Below are 25,346 nucleotides of genomic sequence, written 5' to 3' on the forward strand. Positions count from 1 at the left end.
CCGTGGGAGCACCGCTTCGTCTCGGCGAACGGCGCCCGCTTCCACGTGGCCCTTGCCGGGAGCGGCCCGCTCGTGGTCCTCGTCCACGGGTACCCGCAGTTCTGGTGGACCTGGCGTCACCAGATCCCGGCCCTCGCACACGCCGGCTACCGCGTCGCCGCCGTCGACCTGCGCGGCTTCGGGGCCAGTGACAAGCCGCCGAGCGGCTACGACGCCCCGACGGCCTGCGACGACCTCGCCGCGATCACGCGCAGTCTCGGCGCCGGCCGCGCCGCCGTCGTCGGTCAGGGGCTCGGCGCGTGGATCGCGTGGAGCATGCCCACGCACCACCCCTCGGTCACGACGGCGATCGCTCCGCTCGCCATGCCGCACCCGGCGGTCTTCCACCGCGCCATGTGGCGGCATCCCCTGCAGTGGCGGGCCAACCAGTACCTGCGGGCCATGCAGGCCCCCTTCGCCTCCGAGCGTCAGCCACTGACCGTCGAGCGCCGTCTGCGCTCCTGGTCCGGGCCGGACACGTCGTGGATCACCGACGAGGTCGGCGAACGCTACACGGAGGCGATGTCCGTCCCCTTCGCCGGGCAGGCCGCCGCCGAGTACCACCGGTGGTTCTACCGGTGCCGACTGACCCCGACGGGGCTGCGTTACCTGCACCGCGTGCAGGAGCCGATCGAGGTGCCGGTGCTCCACCTGCACGGCGAGGCCGACCCGACGTCGTTGCTGGTCATGGGTCAGGAGAGCGACCGCTTCGTCCGGGGCCCGCTGGCCCGCTCGGCCGTGCCGGGAGTCGGCCAGTTCCTTGCCGAGGAGGCGCCCGACGAGGTCGGGTCGGCCCTCATCTCGTGGTTGGCCGCCGCGCTCCCTGCGTGAGGTAGGGGCGCACGACCCGCCACGGGAGGCGACGTCGTCTCCCTTCGTCCCAGGGGCGGGTCAGACCCGCCGCATCGAGGAGGACGCTCAGCAGCTGGGCCGTGAAGCCCCAGACGAAGAGGTCCGCCACCTCGAAGCCGGGGCCGACGTATCCACTCGGGCCCTTGACCGTGAACCGGTTGGCCGGGTCGACGAGGTCGTCCACGGGGATGCTCTCGACCCGGGCCACCTCGCCGGGGTCGACGACGCGAAGGGGGCCCGGCTGCGGCCACCAGCCGAGGACCGGGGTCACCGCATTGCTGCTCGGGCCCAGCCACAGGTCGGGGAAGGACCCGACGACCTCGATGCCCTCGGGGTCGGCACCTACCTCCTCCCACGTCTCGCGCAACGCGGCCTCGACCGGGGTCTCACCCGGGTCGAGCTTGCCGCCCGGGAAGGAGACCTGACTGGCATGGCTGCGCAGATGGCGCGACCGCTCGGTGAGGACGATCTCGTGGCCCGACGTCCCCGGCGTGACGAGCATGAGGACCGCCGAGCGCCGCGGCGGGTCCTGCGGCGGCGCGAACTGCGTGAACCACTCGGGCAGGTCGGCGCGCAACGCGGACTCGGCCCGGAGCAACCAGTCGGGGGCGATCGGCTGCGCGGTCACTGCGCGGCTCCGGGTGCCAGCTCGTACTTGAGCAGCTTCGCCGCCTTGTCCGGGTCGGTCTCGCCGGCGCCGTAGGCCGGGCAGATGCGCGCGACCGGGCAGGCACCGCAGGCCGGCCGGCGGGCGTGACAGGTGCGGCGCCCGTGGAAGATCACCACGTGGCTGAGCATCGTCCACTCCTTGCGCGGGATGAGCGCGCCGACCGCGTGCTCGACCTTGACCGGGTCCTCCTCGTCGGTCCACCCCATGCGGCGGGCCAGCCGACCGAAGTGGGTGTCGACGGTGATGCGGGGATCCCGAAGGCATTGCCCAGGACGACATTGGCCGTCTTGCGGCCGACTCCGGGCAGCTTGACGAGGTCCGCCAGGCGCGGCGGCACCTCGCCGTCGTGCTCCTCGACGATCGCGGAGGCGAGCTTGAGCACGGAGTTGGTCTTGGCCCGGTAGAAGCCGGTCGGCCGCAGCACCTCCTCCATCTCGGTGCGGTCAGCGGCGGCGAGGTCGGGTGCCGTGGGCCACCGCGCGAAGAGCGTGGGTGTCACCTTGTTGACCGTCACGTCGGTCGTCTGCGCCGACAGGACCGTGGCCACGAGCAGCTGCAGCGGGGTGTCGAAGTCGAGCTCGCAGTGCGCGTAGGGGTACCGCTCGTGGAGCATCCGGTACATGCGCCGCGCTCGGCGGGTCAGGGCGAGCGGGGACTCGACGCGTTCGGCAGACACCCCCGCAGCCTAGGCCCCCTGCCGCGGAGCGACGTGGCACACTGCCCACTGTGAACCTCGATGTCGTACGCCGCGCCCCGCTCTTCGCGACCCTCGACGATGCCGACGCCGCACAGGTGATGTCGTCCATGACTCCCGTGCGGATGGAGCGCGGCGACGTCCTCTTCAACGAAGGGGATCAGGGTGACCGGCTCTACGTGATCACCGAGGGCAAGATCAAGCTCGGTCGCACCTCCACCGACGGCCGCGAAAATCTGCTCGCGATCCTCGGCCCGTCGGAGATGCTCGGCGAGCTGAGCCTCTTCGACCCGGGCCCGCGCACGGCGACCGCGACCGCCGTCGCCGAGACCCAGCTCATCGGTCTGGGCAACGAGCAGCTCACCCAGGTGCTCGGCGCGCACCCGCGCATCGCCGGCACGCTGCTCGCCGCGCTGGCCCGTCGTCTGCGCCGCACCAACGAAAACCTCGCCGACCTCGTCTTCACCGACGTCCCCGGTCGCGTGGCCAAGGCGCTGCTCGAGCTCAGCCAGCGCTTCGGCCGCCCCGTCGAGGACGGCGTGATGGTCGCCCACGACCTCACCCAGGAGGAGCTGGCCCAGCTCGTCGGCGCCTCCCGCGAGACGGTCAACAAGGCCTTGGCGGACTTCGCCTCGCGCGGCTGGCTGCGCCTCGAGGCCCGCGCCGTCCTCCTCACCGACGTCGAGCGCCTCCAGCGCCGCGCACGCTGACCCCCGCACCCCTCGAAGGGCCCGGCCGCCTCTGGCGCCGGGCCCTTCGCGCGTCTGCGGCCGCGAAGGGCGGGGCCCACCAGATCGGGTGGAGGTATACGCGCGGCAGGTTCATCGGCGTGTTTACCTCCACCCAAAGCGGCGGGGGCCCACGCACGGGCGGACGAAGAGCGGGGCGGCCAACCGCGGTCGAGAGGCGCCAGCGGACGAAGGGTGGGGGCGGCCAACCGCGGTCGAGAGGCGCCAGCGGACGAAGGGTGGGGGTGGCTCGACCGCGATCGAGAAGCGGATGCGGACGAAGGGTGGGGGTGGCCCGACTCCCTTCGAGACGGCGCTGGCGCGCCTCCTCAGGGCGGCGCATGAAGAAGTCCGGCCGACACACGGAGTGAGCGTTCAGGGAAGCAGCCGGACTTCTTCTTAGGGCCACCCCCACCCCTTCGGGAGCCCAGAGGGAGACTGCGGGAGGGCATCGAGACGCGGCGGCGGCGAGACGAGGAGACTCAGGCGCCCTCGAGGAACCGCATCTGCGCGAGCACCGACATCTTCGCGGCCGGCCAGACCGAGCGGTCGACGTCTGCGTAGACCGTCGCGACGACGGCGTCGGCATCACGCGCCCCCTCGGCCATGGCGGCCCGCACCTGGTCGAGCCGCTCACGGCGGTGCACCCGATAGAAGTCGACCATCGCCGCGGCGTCGGGAACCGTCGGACCGTGACCGGGCAAGATCGTGGCGACTGCCCCGTCACCGGTGAGCGCCTTGATGCGTTCGAGCGAGTCGAGGTAGGCCGCGAGCTCGCCGTCGGGGTGCGCGACGACGGTCGTGCCCCGACCGAGGACGGTGTCACCCGTGAGGAGCGCGTGGTCGGCCGCGAGCGCGAAGGAGACCGAGTCGGCGGTGTGCCCGGGGGTGGCCACGACCCGCACCTCGAGGTCTCCGGCGCGCAGGACGTCGCCGTCGGAGAGGTCGTCGTGTCCTCGGCCGACGGCCTGGACGGGGGCGCCGGTGAGCCGAGCGAGCCGGGGCGCACCCTCGCTGTGGTCGGCGTGCCCGTGGGTGAGGACGATGCGGGTGACCCGCGCGCCGAGCCCGGCGACGTGGTCGACGACGCGCTGCTGGTGGGCGGGCTCGTCCTCACCGGGGTCGATGACGATGGCGTCGCTGCCGCCGGGGCTCATGAGCACCCAGGTGTTGGTGCCGTCGAGCGTCATCGGACCGGGGTTGCCCTGGAGCAGGCAGTGCGCGTGCTCGGTGATCTGGCCTCCGGCCCAGTGACCGAAGGGAGCGGACGGCTCGGGAGCAGCGACGCTCACGGCAGTTCCGCCCGCATGGCGGGGCCGGCCTCGGTCTCGACGAGACGGGGCATGACCGGAGCGATCGGCAGGTCCTGCCCCAGCGCGGCGCTCACCGTGCTGACCTCGGCCAGCTGCTCGAGGCAGACGAGGGTCGGCGGCATGAGCATGACGTCGCCGTCGCCGAAGGCGCCGAGCACGTCGCGGGGGTGCACCCACTCCGACAGGTCGGCCTCGCTCGTCTCGCCGTCGGGCTCCTGGCCCGGGGGGACGGCCGCGACGAAGAACCGGGTGTCGTAGCGACGCGGCTCGACCTCGGGCGTGATCCAGTGCCCGCGGTAGCGCAGCAGGTCGCTGCGCAGCACGAGGTGGTGCTCGACGAGCACCTGTCCGAAGCCGATCTCGTGGCGCACGCGGCGGGCGCGCAGGTCGGCGGCGACCGCGGGGTCGAGGTGAGGGTTCTCCTCTTCGCCCGAGGCCGGGGAGGCGAGGAGCACGCCGGTCTCCTCGAAGATCTCCCGGATCGCCGCTGCGACGAGCATCCGGGCGCTCGCCTCGTCGGTGCCGAAGACCTCGGCCCACTCCTCGACCGCTGGGCCGGCCCACGGCAGCTCGTCCTCGGCGTCGCCCCGGTCCACGCCACCACCGGGGAAGACGTGCATCGACGGGGCGAAGGCCATCGACGAAGCCCGCCGGAGCATGAAGACCTCGAGCGGCCCCTCGTCGTCACGCACGAGCATGACGGTCGACGCGAGCTTGGGCTGGGCCGGCTCGGTGACGGCCGGAGGCTCCCCGCCGTCGATCCCCAGCAGAGACTCGCGCAGCGAGCCCAGCACGAAGTCGCGCTGGACCATCAGTCGCGGATCCGGACCGTCACCTCGACCTCGACGGGCGTCCCGAGGGGCAGCGCCGCAACGCCGACGGCCGAGCGGGCGTGCTCTCCGGCCGCGCCGAAGACCTCGCCGAGGAGCTCGCTGGCGCCGTTGATCACGCCGGGCTGACCGGTGAAGTCCGGTGCGCTGGAGACGAAGCCGACAACCTTGACCACCTGCTCGACGCGGTCGAGGTCACCGATGGCGCCGCGGATGGCGGCCAGCGCGTTGATCGCGCACAGGCGGGCCATCTCCTTGGCCTGCTCGGGGTCGACCTCGGCACCGACGTGGCCGGTGACGGGGAGCGCGCCGTCGACGAGGGGCAGCTGCCCCGAGGTCAGCACGTGGTGACCGTCGACGATGGCCGGGACGTAGGCGCCGGCCGGCGCGGGCGGGTCGGTCAGCGTGATGGACAGCTCGGCGAGCCGGTCGTCGATGCGGCCCATCAGGCGGCCTTGGGGCGCTTGAGGTAGGCCACGAGGTTGCCCCCGTCGCCCTGCAGCACCTGGACGAGCTCCCAGCCGTCCTCGCCCCACTGGTCGAGGATCTGCTTGGTCGCGTGGACGATGAGCGGCACGGTCACGTACTCCCACTGGGTCATGTCGGCACCCTACTCGTAGGCTGATCGGGTGAGCGGCCCCTCCACGTCCCCCGTCCGGCTCCACGTCGTGAGCGGCAAGGGCGGCACCGGCAAGACGACCGTCGCCACGGCGATGGCGCTGGCTCTCGCCGCCCGCGGGCAGCGCGTGCTGCTCGCGGAGGTCGAGGGCCGACAGGGGATCTCGCAGGTCCTCGACGTCGCACCGCTCGGCACCGAGGAGCGCACGGTGGTCACCGACCCCTCCGGCGGCGAGGTCGTCGGGCTGTCGGTCGATGCCAAGACCGCGCTGCTGGAGTACCTGCAGAAGTTCTACAAGCTCGGCCGCGCCGGCTCGGTGCTGGAGAAGGTCGGGGCGGTGGACTTCGCGACGACGATCGCCCCGGGTGTGCGCGACGTGCTGCTCATCGGGCGCGTCTACGAGGCGGTCGGCCGCGTGACGAAGGGGGCGAAGAAGCGCCCTGCGTACGACGCCGTCGTCCTCGACGCCCCGCCGACCGGTCGGATCGGCCGCTTCCTCAATGTCAACTCCGAGGTGTCAGAGGTGGCCAGGGTCGGCCCCGTGCGCAACCAGGCCGATTCGATCACCCGGCTGCTGCAGAGCCCGCTCACCGCGGTCCACCTCGTGACCCTCCTCGAGGAGATGCCGGTGCAGGAGACCAAGGACGCCATCGACGAGCTGGGCGGGCTCTCCCTTCGCGTCGGGTCGGTCGTCGCCAACGGCGTGCGCCAACCCCTCGTCGCCGACGAGGACGCCGAGGCCGTCGCCGACCAGGACCCCACGGTGCGCACCGCGCTGGAGGAGGCCCTCGCCGCCGTCGAGGTCACGGCGCGCCCGGCCATCGTCGCGGGGCTCCTCGCGGAGGGTGCCGACCACGTGGACCGCGCCCGGCTGCAGGCCGAGCAGCACGACGTCCTGGGCGAGCTCGACGTCCCGGTCAGGGTGCTGCCCCACCTGCCCGACGGCGTCGAGTCCGGTGGGCTGCGCCTCCTCGCCGACCACCTCGACGAGCAGGGAGCCATCTGATGGCGAAGGACACCGGCCTCGACCTGGACGCCGTCATCGGGGACCCCGAGCGGAGGATCATCGTCTGCTGCGGGTCCGGCGGGGTCGGCAAGACGACGACCGCCGCCGCACTCGCGGTCCGCGCCGCGGAGCAGGGCCGCCGGGTCGTCGTGCTGACCATCGACCCCGCTCGTCGGCTGGCCCAGTCGCTCGGGCTCGACGAGCTCGACAACACCCCGCGCCCGGTCACCGACATCGACACCTCCGCCGGCGGTTCGCTCGACGCGATGATGCTCGACATGAAGCGCACCTTCGACGAGGTCGTCGAGGCGCACGCGGCCCCGGACAAGGCCGCCCAGATCCTCGCCAACCCCTTCTACATCGCCGTGTCGAGCTCCTTCGCCGGGACGCAGGAGTACATGGCCATGGAAAAGCTCGGGCAGCTGAGGGGGCAGATGGCCGAGGGCACGCAGGACTGGGACCTCGTCGTCGTCGACACCCCGCCGTCGCGGTCGGCCCTGGACTTCCTCGACGCACCCCAGCGCCTCGGGTCCTTCCTCGACGGCCGCTTCATCCGCCTGCTGTCCGCCCCGGCCAAGGTCGGCGGACGGGCCTCGCTCAAGGTCTTCAGCGCGGGGGTCTCGCTGGCGAGCGGGATCATGACCAAGCTGCTCGGCGGCGAGTTCCTCCGCGACGTGCAGACCTTCGTCGCGGCGATGGACACGATGTTCGGCGGCTTCCGCCAGCGCGCCGACCAGACCTATGCCCTCCTCTCGCGGCCCGAGACCGCCTTCGTCGTCGTCGCCGCCCCCGAGCGCGATGCGATGCGCGAGGCGGGATTCTTCATCGAGCGCCTGGCGAGCGACCGGATGCCGCTGGCCGGCGTCCTCGTCAACCGCGTGCACACCACGGCCGCCAAGCAGCTGAGCGCCGGCCGCGCCGAGGACGCCGCCGCGGCCCTCGACGAGCTCGGCGGCCACGAGCTGGCCGCCTCGCTCCTGCGGGTGCACGTCGAGGTCGCCGAGACCGCCGCACGGCACCGGGCGATGATCACCCGCTTCCGCACCTCGCACCCGGGCGTCCCGACCGCTGCGGTACCGGCCCAGCCCCTCGACATCCACGACCTCGACGGGCTGCGGGCCATCGGCAGCGCACTCGGCGGGCGCTGACCCCCTTCGTCGGCCGTCGCCAACCCCGCGCGGGCTCCCCCGGACGCACAGGTTGCCCGGTTACCCTGTGCCGCATGTCTGACTCCGGGATGCCGCATCTCTTCCGCCTGCTCGGCGCCTTCGTCGCCGTCGCAGTCGGCATCGGTCTCGTCGGCGCCGGCCTGGTCATCCCGCTCGCGGGGGCGACCGGCGGCGCGGCCCAGTCCACGGCGGAGGGGTTCAACAATCTCGACGACGAGTTCACCGCGACCGCACTCGCCCAGCAGTCGAAGATCTACTCCTCCGACGGCAAGCTCCTGGCGACGCCCTACGACGCCAACCGGATCGTCGTGCCGCTGAGCAAGATCTCCAAGACGATGCAGCAGGCGCAGATCGCCATCGAGGACAGCCGCTTCTACGAGCACGGTGGCATCGACGTGCGTGGCACGACCCGCGCCCTCGTCTCCAACGTCAGCTCCGGTCAGACCCAGGGTGGCTCGTCGATCACCCAGCAGTACGTCAAGCTGATGCTCCAGGAGAAGGCGGTCCGCGAGGACGACCAGGAGGCCGCGCAGGCCGCCGTCGAGCAGACCTACAGCCGCAAGCTGCAGGAGCTCAAGTACGCGCTCAACGTCGAGAAGACGCACACCAAGGACCAGATCCTTTCCGGCTACCTCAACCTCGCCCTGTACGGCGACCAGGCCTACGGCGTCGAGGCGGCCGCCAAGCACTTCTTCAGCAAGCACGCCTCCGAGCTCAACCTCAGCGAGTCGGCCACGCTGGCCGGCGTCGTCCAGTCGCCGAGCCGCCTCAACCCCCGGACCAACCCCGAGGAGGTCCAGGAGCGTCGCGACCTCGTCATCAACCGCATGCAGTCGCTCGGCATGGTGACCCCGGCCCAGGCCGACGCGGCCAAGGCCAAGAGCGTCAAGAGCACGCTGAAGATCAAGGAGAACGAGGGCGGTACCTGCTCCAAGGCCGTCGACCCGTACTTCTGCAACTACGTCATCCAGTACCTGCGCCAGATGCCCGAGCTCGGCCCCGACCCGGACGCGCGCATGCAGGCCATCAACACCGGCGGCTTCACGATCAAGACCACCCTGCGCCGCTCCTGGCAGAAGAACCTCAAGCAGGAGCTCACCGAGCGGGTGCCCGCGGGCACCGAGCGCTTCGGCTCCGCGGCCGCCATGATCGAGCCCGGCACCGGCAAGGTGCGCGCCATCGCCCAGACCTCCACCTACAAGGTCGGTCTGAAGAAGGCCTCGACCCGCTACTCGGAGCAGGCGTGGAGCGTGCCCGCCCAGTACGGCGGCACCAACGGCTTCGCGATCGGCTCGACCGCCAAGATGTTCGCCCTCGTCGCCGCTCTGGAGAAGGGCAAGCCGATGGAGTCGACGATCAACACGCCGGCCGGCACGCAGGCGACCTTCATGCCCAAGCAGTTCAACAGCAAGTGCACGACCAACTCCCCGTGGGTCGTCGCCAACGCGGAGAAGGCCGTGGGCGGCCCGATGACGATGCGCCAGGCGACGAAGATGTCGGTCAACACCTCCTTCGCCCAGCTCGCCTCCGACATCGGCTCCTGCCGGATCCCCAAGGTCATGGCGAAGATGGGTCTGACCGACGGCTACGGCCTGCCCTACGGCCTCAACTACAACGGTGGCGTCAAGACCAAGGACGAATACGCGGTCTCCAACCTCGTCCTCGGCTCCGACTCCTCGACCCCGCTGCAGCTCGCCTCGAGCTACGCGACCCTCGCGGCCGACGGCAAGTACTGCCCGCCCAACCCCATCGAGTCCATCACCACGGCCAACGGCACCAAGATGAAGATCAAGCCGCCGGCGTGCAAGCAGGTCATGGACAAGGACATCGCCCGTGGTGTCACCGACCTGCTGACCGAGACGATGACCCCCGGCGGCACCGCCAACGCCATGGTCCTCGACAACGGCCGCCAGGCCGCCGCCAAGACGGGTACCACCGACAACAACAAGCAGTCCTGGTTCGCCGGCTTCACCAAGCAGCTGTCCACGGCCGTCTGGGTCGGCTCGCCCATCCGCGAGTACGAGATGACCGGCGTCAACATCGGCGGGCAGTTCTACCCGAAGGTCTACGGCGGCACCATCGCCGGGCCGATCTGGAAGGAGGTCATGGACGACGCGTCGGAGGGCATGGCCAAGAAGCGCTTCACGAAGCCGAGCAAGGAAGTCATCAACGGCGACATGCGCTCCATCCCGGACGTGACCGGCATGGGCCCGACCCAGGCCAAGGAAAAGCTCGAGAAGGCCGGCTTCAAGGCCACCGAGGGCAGCCAGGTCAACAGCAACGCCCAAGCTGGCGCCGTCGCCTACACCCAGCCGACCGGGCAGGCCCTCAAGGGCACGACCGTGACGATGTACATCTCCAACGGCGTCCCGCCCTACACCCCGCCTCCGGCCCCGACGACGACCCAGGCGCCAGCCCCCACGACGACGCAGGCACCCGCCCCGTCGACGACCCGCTCGTCGAGCTCGACCTCCAGGCCGTCCTCGTCGACAACGCGGAGCACGACGACGTCGCGCCCCAGCGCCACCCGCTCGACGCCGACACCCCGCCAGACGGGGACGCGGCCGAACGGCAACGGCAACGGCGGCAACACCAACGACTGACCAATGACCGAAGGGGGGAGGTCACCGTCGACGGCGGATTCATGGGGTGTTCGCAACACCGTGTGGATTTCGGCCTGGGTGGTTAGGCCTCTTGGAGTAGATCACGAAGACGCTCGGCTGGGGTTGCCCAGTCGAGCGTCTTTCGTGGTCTGGCGTTGAGTTCTTGGGCGACGTACTCCAGCTCTTCGTGGCCGTGGACGCTCAGGTCGGTGCCTTTGGGGAAGTACTGGCGCAGCAGCCCGTTGGTGTTCTCGTTCGTGCCGCGCTGCCAGGGCGATGCCGGGTCGCAGAAGTAGACCGGCATGTCGGTCGCGGTGGTGAACGAGGCGTGGGCAGCCATCTCGGATCCTTGGTCCCAGGTCAGCGACCCGCGCAGGTGCTGCGGCAGGCGATGCATCGCGGCGACGAGCTGGTCACGCACGGTGATCGCGTCGTGGGTATCGGGCAGGTGCAGCAGCATCACGTACCGGGTCGAGCGTTCCACGAGCGTCCCGATCGCTGAGCCGTTGTTCTTGCCGGTGATCAGATCGCCTTCCCAGTGGCCCGGGACGGCGCGGTCCTCGACCGCGGCGGGCCGGTCGCTGATCATGATCATCTCGTCGACGAACCGCGGCCGCCGCACCCCGTGGGCTTGGGGTTTGCGGCGGGTGCGGCCGGTGCGCAGAGCGGTCTGGACCTCGCGTTTGAGGCCGCCGCGGGCCTGGAAGTACAGGGCCTGGTAGATCGTTTCGTGGCTCACGCGCATGCTCTCGTCGTCGGGGTGGTCGACCTTGAGCCTGTTGCTGATCTGCTCCGGTGACAACTTCCGTGACAACCCGTCCACGACGTACTCGCGTAGCGCTCCCGGCCGCGCCAGCTTTGATGCCTTCGGCCGGGCCCGGGTATCCGCGGCGTCACGATGCGCCCGGTGGGGCGCGTACCGGCCCTGCTCATCGCGGTGCGCGGCGACCTCACGTGTGACCGTCGAGGTCGGCCGGCCCAGCCGGGCAGCGATCGAACGCATCGACTCCCGGTTGATCAGCCCGTCGGCGATCACCAGACGATCCTGCAATGACAGCAACCTGCCCGTACCCACGACCTCGATCATGGGCCTGTTCCTAGCCGCTCGCTTGGCCGGCGGGCCCGTGACGCGCCCATCCGGGTAGATCGTGCGGCCATGACTCTTACGCACGCCCCGCATCCAATACCGGCCCGTGTCGAGCGTGACCCCAACCCGACGAGCGGCCACGGCGTTGTGGACCCCGGACGCGATCAGCTCGTCAAACTCGGCCCGCTGACGCGGCTTGCCCAACGGCATCGGCTCGGCCTGCACCAACCCCGCCCGAACCAGATGCCGACGAGCTGTGGAGTGAGCACATCCAGCCGCCCTGGCTGCGGCACCAATCGATCCTTCCCGTTCGAAGGCAGCCACCATCACAGCAACTACCTCCGCAGAGACCTCAACACGACGCCGCTTTTCGCTCGAAATGACCATGGTCCTCGCAACTCCTCAGATCGAGGTGTTGCGAGGACCATGTGAACCGAAGCGACGGTGACCTCCCCCCTTCGTCATGTGCCGGCCGGGTCAGCCCGCCAGACGCGCCTTGACCTTGGCGGCGATGGCCCCGCCGTCGGCACGGCCGGCGGCCTCGGCCTGCGCGGCCTTCATCACCTGCCCCATCTGGGCCATCGACGTCGCGCCGACCTGCTCGATGGCGCGGTCGACGATCGCGGTGAGCTCGTCGTCGCCGAGCTGGGCCGGCAGGTAGGTCTCGAGGACCGCGAGCTCGGCCTCCTCGCGCTCGGCCAGCTCGGGGCGGCCGGCGTCACGGTAGGCGGTGGCCGACTCCTTGCGCTTCTTGGCCTCCTTGGCCACGACCTTGAGCGTCTCGTCGTCGCTGAGCTCGCGCGCCGACTCGCCCGACACCTCGGCATTGCTGATCCCGGTGAGCACCATGCGCAGGGTGGCGACGCGCACCTGCTCGCGGGCCCGCATCGCGGAGTGGAGGTCGTGCTGGAGAGTGGCCTTGAGGGTGTCGGTCATGACTCGATTGTCGCAGCACGGGCACATCTGCTCGATCGCTTTGCCAAGATGTGCCCCGTGACCACCACTTCCGTGACGCGCGTCGTGGCCGGGACGGCCGCGGCCGGCGCCGCCGCGCTCGCCTGGGGCGCGCTCGTCGAGCCGCGCCTGTTCACCCTGCGACGCTTCACCGTGCCGGTGCTGCCCGCCGACGCCCTGCCGGTGCGGGTCCTGCAGGTGAGCGACATCCACATGGTGCCGGGGCAGCGGGCCAAGACGGAGTGGATCCGCGGGCTGGCCGCGCTCGAGCCGGACCTCGTGGTCAACACCGGCGACAACCTCAGCCACCTCGAGGCGGTCCCGGCGGCCCTCGATGCCCTCGCGCCGCTGCTCGAGCGGCCCGGCGTCTTCGTCATGGGGTCCAACGACTACCACGCCCCCGTGCTGAAGAACCCGGCCCGCTACCTGACCAGGGATCACGCCAAGGTCGTCGGCGCACCCGTGGGGCTGCCGACCGAGGAGCTGCGCGAGGGCATGACCTCGGGGGGCTGGGTCGACCTCGACAATGCCCGCACGAGCCTGACCGTGGCCGGCTCCCGCCTCGACCTCGTCGGCGTCGACGACCCGCACATCCACCGGGACGACTACGCCGCGGTGAGCGCTCCGGCCGACCCGGCCGCCACGACCCTGGGCATCACCCATGCGCCCTACCAGCGGGTCCTCGACGCCATGACCGGCGACGGCGCGCGGCTGGTCATCGCCGGGCACACGCACGGCGGCCAGCTCTGCGTGCCGGGCGTGGGTGCGCTCGTCACCAACTGCGACCTGGACCGTCGCCGAGCGAAGGGGGTCTCGCGCTGGTGGCCGGGTGCCGGCGCCGGCGGCGCAGCTCCCGCCGACGCCGCCTGGTTGCACGTGTCGGCCGGCCTCGGTGCCTCCCGCTTCGCTCCGGTGCGCTTCGCGTGCCGACCCGAGGCCACCCTGCTCACCCTCGTCCCCGAAGGGCCTGCCCGATGAACCTGCGTGAAGCCGCCTCCCTCGTCGCGGCCGCCGTCTTCGCCGGCGGCACCTCGACCTGGGCGATCGCGAGCGCCGCCCCGGCGGTGGACCTGCCCCCGGCTCCGACGCTGTCGACGAGCACGTCGAGCAGCTCGTCCTCCTCGCCGACCTCTCGGACACGGACGTCGAGTTCGAGCACCTCGTCAAGCACCTCGTCGACGACCTCGACGACCTCGACGACCACCGAGGAGCCGGTGCCCGCGCCGACGACGACCGAGGAGGTCGTGCCGGAGCCGACGACGACGGCTCCCCCGCCCACGGAGACCTGGACTCCTCCGGTCGAGACGACCCCGTGGACCCCGCCGCCCGCCGAGACGACTCCGTGGACCCCGCCGGCCAGCGAGACCGCCCCTGTCGACCCCGGGGTCACCGAGACGACCCCGACCGATGAGGTCACCGACACACTGCCCTACGACCCGTCCACGCAGACGGACCAGATGCCCTGAGCCCGATTGTCGATCCGGGCGGCGACTGGGTTATCCTTCCTTGGCGCCGCTCGGAGACGAGGGGTGCAGGCACCACGGGGTGTGGCGCAGCTTGGTAGCGCGCGTCGTTCGGGACGACGAGGCCGCAGGTTCAAATCCTGTCACCCCGACCCGTGTGATGTCTCAGGACATCGGCAGAGCCGGACCTACGTTTTCGTAGGTCCGGCTCTTGCTTTTTTCGCCCGCCCGGCGTCGTTGTGGTCACCTGGTCCCCCTTCTCCGGGCACCCAGGTGACACCAACGGCACCAGGCGGCACCAACGACGTCAGGCAAGGCCAAGACCCTGCGCGCTGTGGCCACCCCACAGGAGCGTGCGCGATCTCTGTGACCGGGTCCCGGAGACCGTCGGCCGCGCCTCGCGGCGCACCCCGACGTGCGCAAGATCGGCTTCACCGGCTCGACCGAGGTCGGCGGGTCCGTGCAGCGCGCCGCCGCCGACAACCTCAAGAAGGTCACCCTCGAGCTCGGCGGCACGGGACCCAACATCATCCTCGACGACGCCGACCTCGACATGGCGATCGACGGCTCGATCTTTGCCTTCCTCATGTACTCCGAGGCGGCCGTCGTCGGCATCCCCCACCCCGAGCTCGGCGAGGAGGTCGCCGCGGCCGTCACGCTGCGCGCCGGCTCGAGCGCGACCGAGGACGACGTGCGCCAGTTCGTCCGCGAGCGCGTCGCGCCCTACAAGTACCCCCGCGTCGTCTGGCTCATGGACGAGCTGCCCAAGGGGCCGACGGGCAAGATCCTGCGTCGGGAGGTGCGCACCGGCCACCCCGCCCCCGCCGCCCTGGCCGGGTGACGGCCGGCCGGTCGCCGACCGGCCCACGATCCGGGCCCTCCTCGGGATTGCATACAAGTCCCCCCTTGTATACATTGAGCGCACCGACGCCCCGAGGAGGACCCTTCCCATGACCGCACGCCCCTGCTTCCACCTCGCCATCCCCGTCGACGACATCACCAAGGCCCGAGAGTTCTACGGCGGCGTCCTCGGCCTCGAGGAGGGTCGCTCCGACACCCTCTGGGTCGACTGGAACTTCTACGGCCACCAGGTCGTCACCCACCAGACCGCCGCCGGGTCCCCCGGCCCGGCCGGGCACAACCCCGTCGACGACCACCAGGTGCCGGTCCCCCACTTCGGCGCCGTGCTCTCCTACGACGACTTCCACGACCTCGCCGGCAAGATGAAGGCCGCCGGTGCGACCTTCGTCATCGAGCCCTACCTGCGCTTCGAGGGCCAGGCCGGCGAGCAGTGGACGATGTTCTTCCTCGACCCGGCCGGCAATGCCATGGAGTTCAAGGCCTTCGCGGACGAGTCGCAGATCTTCGCCAAGTAGGGTCGCCCGCCGTGACCCTCTCCCCTGCGACCGAGACCAAGGCCGGACGGCTGCACACCGCCCTGCGCGACGCCATCCTCAGCGGTGAGCTCGCCGCCGGGTCGCCGGTCGACGAGATCGGCATGGCACAGGCCCACGGCGTCTCGCGCACCCCGGTGCGCGAGGCGCTGCGGGCGCTGCGCAGCGAGGGCCTGCTCGTCCCCGGCGCCCGCCGCCAGCTGCACGTCGTCGACATCTCGGCCGAGCACCGGCAGGAGATCGCCACCGTCCGCACCGCCCTCGAGACCGCTGCGGCCCGCGTGGCGGTGACCACCCGCACCTCGAGCGACGTCGACGGGCTGCGCACGCTCGTGCTGCGGCAGCGCCGCTACGCCCGCGTCGGCGACAGTTCCGCCTTCATGGCGGCCGACGAGGAGTTCCACCGCACTCTGGCCGGCGTCGCCGCGATGCCGACGCTCGACCGCCTCCTCGACCAGCTCGGCGCCTTCGTCCGCCTGGCCCGTCTAGGGCAGCCGACCCCGCAGCGGCACATGATGGCTCTGGTGCGCGAGCACGACGCGTTGCTCGACCTGCTCGAGGAGGGCGACGGCGAGGCCCTGGCCGAGGCCCTCGGCAGGCACATCGTCAGCACCGCCCCGCGCACCTGACCTACCCTGCAGGCATGAGCGCCGACCCCTGCCCCTGCGGCACCGGCTCCCCCTTCGCCACGTGCTGCGGACCGCTGCTCGCCATGGAGCGGCAGGCCGCGACCGCCGAGGAGCTCATGCGCAGCCGCTACACCGCCCACGTCTACGGCAATGCCGAGCACCTCTGGCGCACCTGGGACGGCCGCACCCGGCCCGAGCAGGTGCACCTCGACGACACCCGCTGGCTGGGGCTGGAGGTCCGCGAGACGGTTGCGGGCGGCCCCGACGACAGGACCGGCATCGTCGACTTCGTCGCGAGGCACGAAGGGGGTGAGCTCGCCGAACGCAGCGAGTTCACCCGACGAGGTGGCCGGTGGTTCTACACCAAGGAGATCCCGTGACCGAGGTCAGCTACGCCGTCGCCGACGGCATCGCGACCATCACCCTCGACGCCCCCGACCGGCGCAATGCCCTGTCGGTGGAGATGTCGAGGGAGCTCATCGACGCCGCCCGGACCGCCGAGGCCGACCCCGAGGTCGGGGCCGTCGTCGTCACCGGCGGAGCGCACTTCTGCGCCGGCGCCGTCCGCGAGGTCCTCGCCGACGCGGGGCGCGATCCCGTCGAGGACACCGCCTACCGCAACCTCGAGACGGTCTACGCGGCCTTCACGACCATCGGCACCATCGACCTGCCGACCATCGCCGCCGTGCGCGGCGCGGCCGTCGGAGCCGGGCTCAACCTCGCCCTGTCGACCGACCTGCGGATCGTGTCGAGGACCGCGCGCCTGCTGCCCGGCTTCGCCCAGATCGGCCTTCACCCCGGCGGCGGGCACCTGTCGCTGCTGCACCGCACGGCCGGGCGCGAGACCGCCGCCGCCATGGGCCTGTTCGGCGAGGAGGTGCGCGGCGCCCGCGCCGTCGAGCTCGGGCTCGCTTGGGCCGTCCACGAGGACGAGCAGGTCGAGCAGGCCGCCCGCGACGTCGCCGCCCGGGTCGCGGCCGACCCCGAGCTCGCCCGACGTCTGGTGCGCAGCTTTCGCCGCGAGACCGCCCCCGGCGGCTTGCCCTGGGAGGTCGCTGTCGAGCTCGAGCGTTCGCCCCAGATGTGGTCGCTGCGGCGCAAGCACGGCTGACGCAACCACGGCTCCGGCGGAGCGGGCACAGGGTGGGGGTCGGCCCGACTCATGAAGAAGTCCGGCTACCTCCGCGACGTGACGCGCCCTGCCCAGCGGCCGGACTTCTTCTTAGGGCCACCCCCAGCCCTGTGCCCGCGCAGCCACACCACGGCTGGTGCGCCGCTACGGGCACCGCAGCCTCAGGGCTGGCCGATGTCGTGGAGCAGGTCGGCGAACCACGGGGTGGTGGGGTCGAAGGCCCCGCCGCCGGCAATGCGCTCGTGCTCGATGACGCGCAGCTCGTCACCGCGCTCGACGTCGTGGCCGACGACGCCGGACCGGCCGTCGAGGGCCGCCTCGACGGCGAGCGAGGTGCAGGCGGCGATGAGTTCGAGGTCGCGGGGGTTGGCCGCAGCCGAGCGGGCGAAGTAGCCGGACTTCCACACCTTGGACTTGTCGGCACTGACCCGCTGGGCAAGGGTCGAGGCGAGGCGCTCGCCGGGGTTGACCTCGTCGAGCTGGACGTGACCGAAGGCATCACGCGGCACCTGCGCCCCATCGGCCTCGAGCGCCGCGACGATCTCGTCGACTCCGGCGCCCTCCGCAGCGAAGACGTTGACGCAACCGAGCTCGTCCATGACCGCCCGCAGTCGCCTCCCTTCGGCCTCGAGGTCGAGGTCGAGCTCCGGGACGTAGACCGCGTGGAGGTCCCACCGCCGGCGGTCGTTGCCGATGCCGGGGACGAAGTCGCGACCGGCGAGGTCGGCCCGGTAGGCATGCGCCGTCGCGGCGGTGAGCCACCCGCTGTGCCGGCCCATGACCTCGTGGACGATGAGCATGCGGGGGTTGGACGTGTGCTCGCCGATGATGTTGCGGGCGAAGAGCGCCCCCTGCTCGGCAGCTGTCCACGCACCGAGGCTCTGCCGGATCGGCACGATGTCGTTGTCGATCGTCTTGGGTAGGCCGATGACCCGCATGTCGTGCCCCTCCTCGGCCAGGTGGGCGGCGAGGTCGGCGGCGGTCGTGTTGGTGTCGTCGCCGCCGATGGTGTGCAGGACGTCGACCCCGTCGGCGGCCAGCTGCGCCGCGGCGACGCGAAGGGGGTCCTGCCCCGCCTCGACGAGACCCCGCCGCACGAGGTCGTCGGCATTGGTCAGCTTGACCCGGGAGTTGCCGAGCGGGGAGCCGCCGAAGTCGTGCAAGAGGTGGGCCCGGCGCCGCACCTCGTCGGTGATCTCGGTGCTGTGCCCGGTGAGCAACCCGGCGTAGCCGTCGAGGTAGCCGATGAGGCGCACCCCAGGTGCCACCCGCGTGTAGCGCTCGATGAGCCCACCGACCGCGGAGGAGAGGCACGGCGCGATCCCTCCAGCGGTGAGGATCGCGACCGTGCCGGGGCTCACTTGCGCTCGCAGGGCAGCTGGATCGTCTCGGCCGGGCGGACGTAGGGCTTGACCTGCGGGACCTCCGAGGCCGGCTTGACCCGAGACCACGTGTTGCCGAGGACGAGGTCGACCTTGGTGCTCGTGCGGTCGTCCTTCTGCAGCTGGGCACCATCGATCTGCTGGGCCAGACGCTTGGCCGCGCGCTGCCCCTCGGGCCCGAAGCGGATGACCGCCACCTCGTCCTCGAGGAAGGTCATCTGCGGGTCGTTGCCCGTGGACTTGATCTTGAAGCCGCGGTCCTTGAGGTCGCCGGCCACCTCGGTGGCCAGGCCTTCCTTCCACGTCGTGTTGTAGACGTTGAGGGTGATCTCCGAGGGCGCCGGCAGCGGCGGCTCGGGCTCCTTGACCATGCGGTCGTAGCCGTAGCCGAGGACGAGCTGGACGCTGTCGCCGGGGCGCGCGTCGTTCCACGTCTTGGAGCCGGGGATCTGCTTTTGCAGCAGCAGCGCGTTGTCGCGACCGTCGGGCCCGTAGTAGATCGTGGCCGCGCCCTTGACGTAGACGGAGCTGTCGGCGTTGCCCACGGACACGACGTTGAAGTCGCGCAGCGTCAGCTCGCGCGCCACGTCGCTGCCGAGGCCGTTGGTGTCGTTGCTGTTGAGCAACTTGATGTCGAAGGAGTCGCGCTCGGGCGCGGGCCGCGTGATCGGAGCGCACTCGGTCTGGTCGTCGCTGCCCACCAGGCCGGTGCCGTAGGCGGTGGCCACGGTGGCCGTGCCGAGCAGGAGGCCGGGAAGGGTGACGAAGAGCAGGAGGCGTCGTCGGCGCTGTCGCCGATAGTGCTCCGCGGCCGAGCCATCCAGCTCGTCGAAGCCAACAACCCGGTACGAGACCGGCCCCTGATCCTGCGGTTCCACGCCCTTCCCTTCCTTCGTCATGTACCGCTCCCCGAGAGTCCAGTATAGGTGGTGCCAAGATTCACTCTGACCACTCCAGTCACACAAGTCACATCCGCGGATCGTTCCCGGACCGAGACCGAGGGCAGTGGACCCTGGGCACCGAGGTGGCGCCAATGGCCCCTCACCATGGTCGACGCCCGGGGTGACGAGTGGGTTGCGTGCCGGTCACCAATCGGTGACTCCGGCGACGTCAGCGCAGCTGCGCGCCGACCAGCTCCGCGACGAGGAGCATCGCGCTGGCCCCGCGCCGGGTGGTGTCGGCACTGACGAACATGTCGACGTGGTGGCCGGCCCCCTTCGGCTGGCGGATGCGGCCGACGAAGCGCGGGTCGATGCCGACGCTGTCGACCGGGGTCGGGACCTCGCCGGTCTCCTCGTCGAGGTGGACGAGCGAAGGCGCCGCGACGCAGGCGGCGCGGACCTTGTCGATGGCGACCGGGCGGGCGCAGCGGGCGTGCAGGGCCATGGAGTGAGCGAGGACGACCGGCACCTGCACGAGGGTCGCGACCACGGGGACGCTCTCGGCCAGGCCGAGGACCTTGCGCACCTCGTCGCCGACGGACAGCTCGGCCGAGGTGAAGCCGCCCTCGCCGGGCTGCCCCACCCAGGGGATGACGTTGAGCGCCAGAGGTGCCGGGAAGGGCGATCCGACGGGCAGGTCGGAGACCGCGGCCCGCACGTCGCCGGGGTGCTGGCCGATGCTCGGGTCGCCGGCCACGGTGTGCAGCTCCTCGCGCAGGCGCGCGACGCCGCGGTCGGACTTCGAGACGGCCGCGATCAGGCCGGTGACGACGAGGTGCTGCAGCTCCCAGCCCTGGTGCAGGACGTGCGCGGCGTCGATGAGGCCCCACGTCACGGGACCGGGCAGGGCCACGATCCCCTTGGGGCGCTCGGCGACGAGGTGGGAGTTGATGCCCGGGACGACGAGCGGGACGTCGGGGTCGCTGCGGAAGGCAGCGCTGGCATCGACGACGACAGCGCCCGCGGCCACGGCACGGGCCGCCCACTCGGGGGTGATCTCCGGAGCGAGATTGAAGAGCGCCACGTCGACCCTCGCGAAGGAGTCCTCGCGCAGCGAGTCGATCGTCTGCTCCTGCCCGCGGATGCTCAGGGTGCGGGTGCTCACCCCCGGCGCGAGGAGCCGGATCTCGCCCCACGTGTCCGCGCGCAGGGCGAGCGCGGAGGCGATCGCCTCCGCGAAGCGTCCCGTCGCCCCCACCAGGGCCAGGGTCGGCCCGGTGGACGGCGACGGGTTGAGGCTCACCTGCCGGTGCCGGCGTAGACGATGGCCTCGCCGTCCTCGGAGTCGAGACCGAAGGCGGTGTGCACGGCCTCCAGGGCCTCGGCCAGCTGGTCGGCGCGGGTGACCACGGAGACGCGGATCTCCGACGTCGAGATCATCTCGATGTTGATGCCCGCCTCGGCGAGCGCCCGGAAGAGGGTCGCCGAGACGCCCGGGTTGGTGCGCATGCCGGCGCCGACGAGCGAGAGCTTGCCGATCTGGTCGTCGTACTGGATCGACTCGAAGCCGACCTCGTCCTTGGTGCGCATGAGCGCCTCGACCGCCATCTGGCCGTCGGCCATCGGGAGGGTGAAGGAGATGTCGGTGCGGCCGGTGTCGGCCTCGGACACGTTTTGCACGATCATGTCGATGTTGACCTGGGCCTCGGCAACCGTGGTGAAGATCTGCCCGGCGCGGCCGGGCTGGTCGGGCACGCCGACGACGGTGATCTTGGCCTCGCTGCTGTCGTGGGCGACGCCCGCGATGATCGGGTCTTCCATGTCCTCGGCTCCTTCAGGGTCGGGGGGCAGGACCCACGTGCCCTCCTTCGAGGAGAAGGACGAACGCACGTGGATGGGGATGTTGAATCGGCGGGCGTACTCGACGCACCGCAGGTGCAGGACCTTGGCGCCGCTCGCGGCGAGCTCGAGCATCTCGTCGTGGGAGATGCGGTCGATCTTGTGCGCCTTGGGCGCGATGCGCGGGTCGGCGGTGAAGATGCCGTCGACGTCGGTGTAGATCTCGCAGACGTCGGCCTCGAGGGCCGCGGCGAGCGCGACCGCCGTGGTGTCGGACCCACCGCGCCCGAGCGTGGTGATCTCCTTGGTCCCCTGGCTGACGCCCTGGAACCCGGCGACGATGACGATGTGCTTCTTGCCGAGGGCCTCGGTGATCCGCCCCGGGGTGACGTCGATGATCTTCGCCTTGCCGTGGGCGGCGTCGGTGATGACCCCCGCCTGGCTACCGGTGAAGGACCGCACGCTGTGCCCCAGGTCGGCGATGGCCATGGCGACAAGGGCCATCGACATGCGCTCGCCCGCGGTGAGGAGCATGTCCATCTCGCGCGGCGGGGGGACGGGGCTGACCTTTTCGGCGAGGTCGAGCAGCTCGTCGGTCGTGTCACCCATGGCGGAGACGACGACGCAGACGTCGTTGCCCGCCTTCTTGGTCTCGACGATGCGGTGCGCGACGCGCTTGATGCTCTCGGCATCGGCGAGCGACGAACCGCCGTACTTCTGGACAACCAGGCTCACAGGAGAACTCCGTTGGGATCTCGCGGGTCCGGCCCGGGTCGGACCGGCACGACCCCTTGAGGATAACGACCGCGACCGGCGCGCCCGAGTCGAGTCCATCTCCCAGGCCCGGCGACGGCTACCTTGTGGTCATGACCACACAGGGGATCGTCGTCGAGCACGTGCGGCGCGCCTTCGGTCCCGTGCTGGCCGTCGACGACATGTCTCTCGTCGCGCGGCCGGGCGAGGTGACCGCCCTCATCGGCCCCAACGGCTCGGGCAAGACGACCCTGATGCTCATGCTCGCCAGCCTGCTGGTCCCCCACCACGGCGCCATCCGCATCGACGGCTTCGACCCGGTGACCCATCCGACGCAGGTGCGCTCGCGACTCGGGTGGATGCCCGACGGGTTCGGCACGTGGGACGCGCTGCGGGTGCGCGAGGTCCTCGAGATCGTCGCCGCCGCCTACAAGATCCCCTCGGCCACGGCACGCGAGCGCATCGACACGCTGCTGCGGACCGTGCACCTCGACGACCTCGCGGAGCGACCGGCGCGGGTGCTCAGCCGGGGCCAGAAGCAACGCCTCGGGTTGGCCCGCGCCCTCGTCCACGACCCGAGCGTCCTCGTGCTGGACGAGCCCGCCTCCGGCCTCGACCCCCGCTCCCGGATCGAGCTGCGCGACATCCTGCGGGGTCTCGCGGCGCAGGGCCGCACCGTCCTGGTGAGCAGCCACATCCTCACCGAGCTGCAGGAGATCGCCGACAACGCCGTCATCGTCGCCCGGGGCCGCAGCATCCAGAGCCAGGGCATCGCGACACCCGCCGGCGCGCTCACCTACCGGATCACCGCCGGCAACCTCGCGGTCCTCGAGCGGGCTCTGCACGACCTCGGCCACCGCCCCACCCGCGCCAACCGCGCCCTTGAGGTCGTGGTGCCCGACGAGATCGCGGCGACCGACCTGCTGCGCGCCCTGGTCACGGCCGACGTGCCCGTCACCGCCTTCGCCCCCGCCCAGGGTTCGCTCGAAGCCGCCTACCTCGCCGTCACGGAGGACCGCCTGTGAGTGTCTCCGGAGTCCTCACCGTCGCCCGCCTGGAGCTGATGCAGCGCTTCCGTGGCGCGCGCTGGTACATCGCCTTCCTGCTGTGGTTCACCTGCATCGCCGGCATCGCCGGGCTGACCTGGCTCGCGATGCGCGACAGCGACATGGTCCGGGGGCCGACGACCTTCGACGTGGTGCTCTTCTTCGTCCTGGGCCTCAGCCTGCTCGTCATGCCGGCCCTCACCGCGACCTCGGTCAACGGCGACCGCGATGCCGGGGTGCTCGCCACGCTGCAGACGACGCTGCTCACCGCGACCGACATCATCATCGGCAAGCTGCTCGCCTCGCTCGTCATGGCCACGACCTTCCTGGCCCTCGCCGCCCCCTTCCTCGTCCTGGCGCTCTTCCAGGGTGGGGTGGGACTGCTCGGCGTGGCCCGGGTGCTCGTCGTCCTGGGGATCATCCTGCTGACCGTCTGCGCGATCGGGCTGATGTTCTCCACGCTCGTCGCCCGCCCCGTCGGGTCGGCCGTCCTGACCTACCTCACCGTCGCCGGGCTGTCCTTCCTCACCCTCATCCTCTTCGCGATGACGACGCCGCTCGTGGCCCGGGACGAGCAGGTCCGGGTCCACGGCGTCGAGGACTACACGACCTCGCAGGCGTGCACGACCTACACCGACACCCGCCGGGTCGTGCGCACCGACCGCAACTGGTGGCTCCTCGGCGTCAACCCCTTCGTCATCGTCGCGGACGCGGCACCGCACGGGCCCGACGGCCCGGCCGACACGACCAGTGCCGGGTTCACCCCGCTGCGCTGGATCGCCTACGGCACCCGCCTGGCCAAGGCCGGCCCCCCGGAGGTGCACGACGAGTGCTGGTCCGACAGCGAGGACACCTCGGACTCGAGCACGCGGGTGCGCGAGGAGTTCCCCGCATGGCCCATGGGCCTGGGTGTCCACCTGCTCGCGGGGGCGGGCGCCACGGCCGTCGCGATCCGCCGGGTGCGCACCCCGATCCGGCGCCTGCCGAGCGGCACCCGGGTCGCCTGACGTCGGCGACCACCCCGTCGGGCGAAGGGGGCTCCGCTCACCCGGTCGAGCCCGTCAGGAGTGCAGGGCGTCGAACTCCGCCTCGCCGACGACGTCGGCATCGGCGTCGAGTCGGATGTGCGCGAGCAGGGTCTGCAGGACCCGCACGGCCATGGCCGCCCGGTCGCCCCAGTCGGCGAGGTAGCTGTACTGCCACCACCACAGGGCCTCGGTCGGCCGCCCCGCGTCGTGGTGCGCCAGGCCGTGCGCGAGCGCCGCGGCGACGACGGCCAGGTCGTTGCTCAGGGAGCCGCTCGCCGTCTCGGTCGAGGTGACCGGGTCGACGACGTCGGCGTAGTCGTCGACGCCCTCGAGGAGCTGGACCAGCCCGGCGCGCAGCGGGTCCATCTCGGTGTCGGGGCCGGGGTCGCGCTCGAAGCGCTCCTCGAGCACGATGTCGGCGATCGCCCCGAGTCGGGCGCCGACGAGCTGGACCTGGCTGGTCGTGAGGAGCAGCAGCGGGATGGCGCTCTCGGGGGCGGCCCCGGAGGCGATGTCGGCGACGGTGCCCAGCCAGGCGCGGGCCTCGGCGGCACACTCGTCGGCCAGGAGCGTGGTCTCGTCAGGCATTGAGCAGCTTCCTCCCTTCGAAGGCACGCCCCAGCGTGACCTCGTCGGCGTACTCGAGGTCGCCGCCGACCGGCAGGCCGGAGGCGAGTCGGGTGACCTTGATGTCGAAGGGGGTGAGCAACCGCGCCGTGTACGAGGCGGTGGCCTCCCCCTCGAGGTTGGGGTCGGTCGCGATGATGACCTCGCTCACCGTGCCATCGGACAGCCGCGACATCAGCTCGGTGAAGCGCAGGTCGTCGGGACCGACACCGTCCATCGGGCTGATCGCCCCGCCGAGGACGTGGTAGCGGCCACGGAACTCGCGCGTGCGCTCGATCGCCACGACGTCCTTTGGCTCCTCGACGACGCAGATGGCGCTGGCGTCTCGGCGAGGGTCGGCGCAGATGCGGCACTGGGTGCCCTCGGCGACATTGCCACAGGTCTCGCAGAAGGCGACCTTGTCCTTGACCTCGCTGAGGGTCTGGACCAGTCGCTGGACGTCCTGCGGGTCGGCCTGCAGCAGGTGGAAGGCGATCCGCTGGGCACTCTTGGGGCCGACCCCGGGGAGTCGCCCGAGCTCGTCGATCAGGTCCTGGACCACGCCTTCGTACACCCCTCGACCCTACGCCCCACGGGGGACGACGAGGGACACCGCGGTCGGTGCGCCG

26 protein-coding genes, 1 tRNA gene and 3 pseudogenes are annotated in these 25,346 nt (G+C 71.4%); 15 read left to right on the plus strand and 15 right to left on the minus strand.

Features of this window, described 5'->3' with window-relative positions:
- The first annotated feature begins 45 nt into the window (after positions 1–45).
- On the plus strand, positions 46–870 hold the full coding sequence (locus NYE39_RS08245) for an alpha/beta fold hydrolase (protein ID WP_341012379.1): 825 nt from the start codon (positions 46–48) through the stop codon (positions 868–870).
- Here the strand turns inward: NYE39_RS08245 and NYE39_RS08250 are convergent.
- Positions 836–1,519: an NUDIX hydrolase gene (locus tag NYE39_RS08250; protein ID WP_341012380.1), complete on the minus strand. Its 684-nt coding sequence runs from the start codon at positions 1,517–1,519 to the stop codon at positions 836–838. The two genes, NYE39_RS08245 and NYE39_RS08250, sit on opposite strands and share 35 nt — an antisense overlap.
- Positions 1,516–2,183: pseudogene (gene nth, locus NYE39_RS08255) on the minus strand (endonuclease III). Before nth ends, NYE39_RS08250 begins: the two are co-directional and overlap by 4 nt.
- Before the next feature lie 104 nt (positions 2,184–2,287).
- Between nth and NYE39_RS08260 the strand changes: the two are divergent.
- On the plus strand, positions 2,288–2,965 hold the full coding sequence (locus tag NYE39_RS08260) for a Crp/Fnr family transcriptional regulator (protein ID WP_341012381.1): 678 nt from the start codon (positions 2,288–2,290) through the stop codon (positions 2,963–2,965).
- A 500-nt stretch (positions 2,966–3,465) separates the two neighbouring features.
- Here NYE39_RS08260 and NYE39_RS08265 read toward each other — a convergent pair whose 3' ends face one another.
- The 4 genes from NYE39_RS08265 to NYE39_RS08280 form a co-directional block, all read right to left on the minus strand.
- Positions 3,466–4,173 (minus strand): MBL fold metallo-hydrolase, encoded by a 708-nt coding sequence (locus NYE39_RS08265; RefSeq protein ID WP_185222407.1) that lies wholly within the window; start codon positions 4,171–4,173, stop codon positions 3,466–3,468.
- A gap of 98 nt (positions 4,174–4,271) precedes the next feature.
- The gene (locus tag NYE39_RS08270; RefSeq protein ID WP_341012382.1) at positions 4,272–5,108 is read right to left on the minus strand and encodes an NUDIX hydrolase; all 837 of its coding nucleotides are present in this window, start codon (positions 5,106–5,108) and stop codon (positions 4,272–4,274) included.
- On the minus strand, positions 5,108–5,572 hold the full coding sequence (locus NYE39_RS08275) for a RidA family protein (protein WP_341012383.1): 465 nt from the start codon (positions 5,570–5,572) through the stop codon (positions 5,108–5,110). The genes NYE39_RS08270 and NYE39_RS08275 overlap by 1 nt, the downstream gene beginning before the upstream one ends.
- Positions 5,572–5,727 carry a DUF4177 domain-containing protein gene (locus tag NYE39_RS08280; protein ID WP_007926759.1) on the minus strand — a complete coding sequence of 52 codons (156 nt, stop codon included), beginning with the start codon at positions 5,725–5,727 and terminating at the stop codon, positions 5,572–5,574. The genes NYE39_RS08275 and NYE39_RS08280 overlap by 1 nt, the downstream gene beginning before the upstream one ends.
- Before the next feature lie 28 nt (positions 5,728–5,755).
- Between NYE39_RS08280 and NYE39_RS08285 the strand changes: the two genes are divergently transcribed.
- From NYE39_RS08285 to NYE39_RS08295, 3 genes are all read left to right on the plus strand, one after another.
- Positions 5,756–6,751, plus strand: a complete 996-nt coding sequence (locus NYE39_RS08285) for an ArsA-related P-loop ATPase (RefSeq protein WP_341012384.1) — start codon at positions 5,756–5,758, stop codon at positions 6,749–6,751.
- Positions 6,751–7,899: an ArsA family ATPase gene (locus NYE39_RS08290; protein ID WP_072625514.1), complete on the plus strand. Its 1,149-nt coding sequence runs from the start codon at positions 6,751–6,753 to the stop codon at positions 7,897–7,899. The genes NYE39_RS08285 and NYE39_RS08290 overlap by 1 nt, the downstream gene beginning before the upstream one ends.
- A gap of 74 nt (positions 7,900–7,973) precedes the next feature.
- Positions 7,974–10,523, plus strand: coding sequence for a penicillin-binding protein (locus tag NYE39_RS08295; protein ID WP_094078848.1), 2,550 nt, complete (start codon positions 7,974–7,976; stop codon positions 10,521–10,523).
- 82 nt (positions 10,524–10,605) lie between these two features.
- On the opposite strand, the gene NYE39_RS08300 is transcribed toward NYE39_RS08295, so the two are convergent.
- Together NYE39_RS08300 and NYE39_RS08305 are read right to left on the minus strand one after the other, a co-directional pair.
- A complete protein-coding gene (locus NYE39_RS08300; protein ID WP_445667088.1) occupies positions 10,606–11,703 on the minus strand; it encodes an IS30 family transposase in 1,098 nt (365 codons plus the stop codon).
- A 384-nt stretch (positions 11,704–12,087) separates the two neighbouring features.
- Positions 12,088–12,546 carry a GatB/YqeY domain-containing protein gene (locus tag NYE39_RS08305; protein WP_341012386.1) on the minus strand — a complete coding sequence of 153 codons (459 nt, stop codon included), beginning with the start codon at positions 12,544–12,546 and terminating at the stop codon, positions 12,088–12,090.
- Between the two features lie 57 nt (positions 12,547–12,603).
- Between NYE39_RS08305 and NYE39_RS08310 the strand changes: the two genes are divergently transcribed.
- Positions 12,604–13,542, plus strand: a complete 939-nt coding sequence (locus NYE39_RS08310; protein ID WP_226282680.1) for a metallophosphoesterase — start codon at positions 12,604–12,606, stop codon at positions 13,540–13,542.
- Here the strand turns inward: NYE39_RS08310 and NYE39_RS08315 are convergent.
- Positions 13,511–13,981 carry a hypothetical protein gene (locus NYE39_RS08315; RefSeq protein ID WP_341012387.1) on the minus strand — a complete coding sequence of 157 codons (471 nt, stop codon included), beginning with the start codon at positions 13,979–13,981 and terminating at the stop codon, positions 13,511–13,513. The two genes, NYE39_RS08310 and NYE39_RS08315, sit on opposite strands and share 32 nt — an antisense overlap.
- A gap of 124 nt (positions 13,982–14,105) precedes the next feature.
- Here NYE39_RS08315 and NYE39_RS08320 point away from each other — a divergent pair.
- From NYE39_RS08320 to NYE39_RS08350, 7 genes and pseudogenes are all read left to right on the plus strand, one after another.
- Positions 14,106–14,179 (plus strand) — tRNA-Pro (locus NYE39_RS08320).
- Positions 14,180–14,433: 254 nt separating this feature from the next.
- A pseudogene (locus NYE39_RS08325) lies at positions 14,434–14,610 on the plus strand (aldehyde dehydrogenase family protein); the annotation flags it as partial.
- Positions 14,611–14,619: 9 nt separating this feature from the next.
- Positions 14,620–14,868 (plus strand): annotated as a pseudogene (locus NYE39_RS08330) (AMP-binding enzyme); the annotation flags it as partial.
- A 109-nt stretch (positions 14,869–14,977) separates the two neighbouring features.
- Positions 14,978–15,403 (plus strand): VOC family protein, encoded by a 426-nt coding sequence (locus NYE39_RS08335; protein ID WP_072625523.1) that lies wholly within the window; start codon positions 14,978–14,980, stop codon positions 15,401–15,403.
- A gap of 11 nt (positions 15,404–15,414) precedes the next feature.
- Positions 15,415–16,050, plus strand: a complete 636-nt coding sequence (locus NYE39_RS08340) for a GntR family transcriptional regulator (protein WP_192910917.1) — start codon at positions 15,415–15,417, stop codon at positions 16,048–16,050.
- Positions 16,051–16,064: 14 nt separating this feature from the next.
- Positions 16,065–16,430, plus strand: a complete 366-nt coding sequence (locus tag NYE39_RS08345; protein WP_341012388.1) for a YchJ family protein — start codon at positions 16,065–16,067, stop codon at positions 16,428–16,430.
- Complete coding sequence (locus tag NYE39_RS08350; protein WP_341012389.1) at positions 16,427–17,161, plus strand: enoyl-CoA hydratase-related protein; 735 nt, start codon at positions 16,427–16,429, stop codon at positions 17,159–17,161. Before NYE39_RS08345 ends, NYE39_RS08350 begins: the two co-directional genes overlap by 4 nt.
- A gap of 182 nt (positions 17,162–17,343) precedes the next feature.
- On the opposite strand, the gene NYE39_RS08355 is transcribed toward NYE39_RS08350, so the two are convergent.
- From NYE39_RS08355 to NYE39_RS08370, 4 genes are all read right to left on the minus strand, one after another.
- Complete coding sequence (locus NYE39_RS08355; protein ID WP_072625527.1) at positions 17,344–18,543, minus strand: pyrophosphate--fructose-6-phosphate 1-phosphotransferase; 1,200 nt, start codon at positions 18,541–18,543, stop codon at positions 17,344–17,346.
- On the minus strand, positions 18,540–19,442 hold the full coding sequence (locus NYE39_RS08360; RefSeq protein ID WP_072625528.1) for a LytR C-terminal domain-containing protein: 903 nt from the start codon (positions 19,440–19,442) through the stop codon (positions 18,540–18,542). Before NYE39_RS08360 ends, NYE39_RS08355 begins: the two co-directional genes overlap by 4 nt.
- A gap of 232 nt (positions 19,443–19,674) precedes the next feature.
- On the minus strand, positions 19,675–20,703 hold the full coding sequence (locus NYE39_RS08365; protein ID WP_192910918.1) for an aspartate-semialdehyde dehydrogenase: 1,029 nt from the start codon (positions 20,701–20,703) through the stop codon (positions 19,675–19,677).
- A gap of 41 nt (positions 20,704–20,744) precedes the next feature.
- Entirely contained in the window at positions 20,745–22,019 is a 1,275-nt protein-coding gene (locus tag NYE39_RS08370) for an aspartate kinase (RefSeq protein ID WP_072625530.1), read from the minus strand.
- A gap of 131 nt (positions 22,020–22,150) precedes the next feature.
- On the opposite strand from NYE39_RS08370, the gene NYE39_RS08375 reads away from it, so the two are divergent.
- Both NYE39_RS08375 and NYE39_RS08380 read left to right on the plus strand, forming a co-directional pair.
- Positions 22,151–23,062 carry an ABC transporter ATP-binding protein gene (locus NYE39_RS08375; protein ID WP_192910919.1) on the plus strand — a complete coding sequence of 304 codons (912 nt, stop codon included), beginning with the start codon at positions 22,151–22,153 and terminating at the stop codon, positions 23,060–23,062.
- Positions 23,059–24,090: an ABC transporter permease gene (locus NYE39_RS08380; protein ID WP_192910920.1), complete on the plus strand. Its 1,032-nt coding sequence runs from the start codon at positions 23,059–23,061 to the stop codon at positions 24,088–24,090. The genes NYE39_RS08375 and NYE39_RS08380 overlap by 4 nt, the downstream gene beginning before the upstream one ends.
- A gap of 54 nt (positions 24,091–24,144) precedes the next feature.
- On the opposite strand, the gene NYE39_RS08385 is transcribed toward NYE39_RS08380, so the two are convergent.
- Entirely contained in the window at positions 24,145–24,699 is a 555-nt protein-coding gene (locus NYE39_RS08385) for a DUF5063 domain-containing protein (RefSeq protein WP_341012390.1), read from the minus strand.
- Positions 24,692–25,291, minus strand: a complete 600-nt coding sequence (recR, locus tag NYE39_RS08390) for a recombination mediator RecR (RefSeq protein WP_072625533.1) — start codon at positions 25,289–25,291, stop codon at positions 24,692–24,694. The genes NYE39_RS08385 and recR overlap by 8 nt, the downstream gene beginning before the upstream one ends.
- Positions 25,292–25,346: the final 55 nt, after the last annotated feature.

It is taken from the genome of Janibacter sp. FSL W8-0316 (assembly GCF_038004165.1).
In the GTDB taxonomy this organism is placed as follows: Bacteria; Actinomycetota; Actinomycetes; order Actinomycetales; family Dermatophilaceae; genus Janibacter; species Janibacter indicus.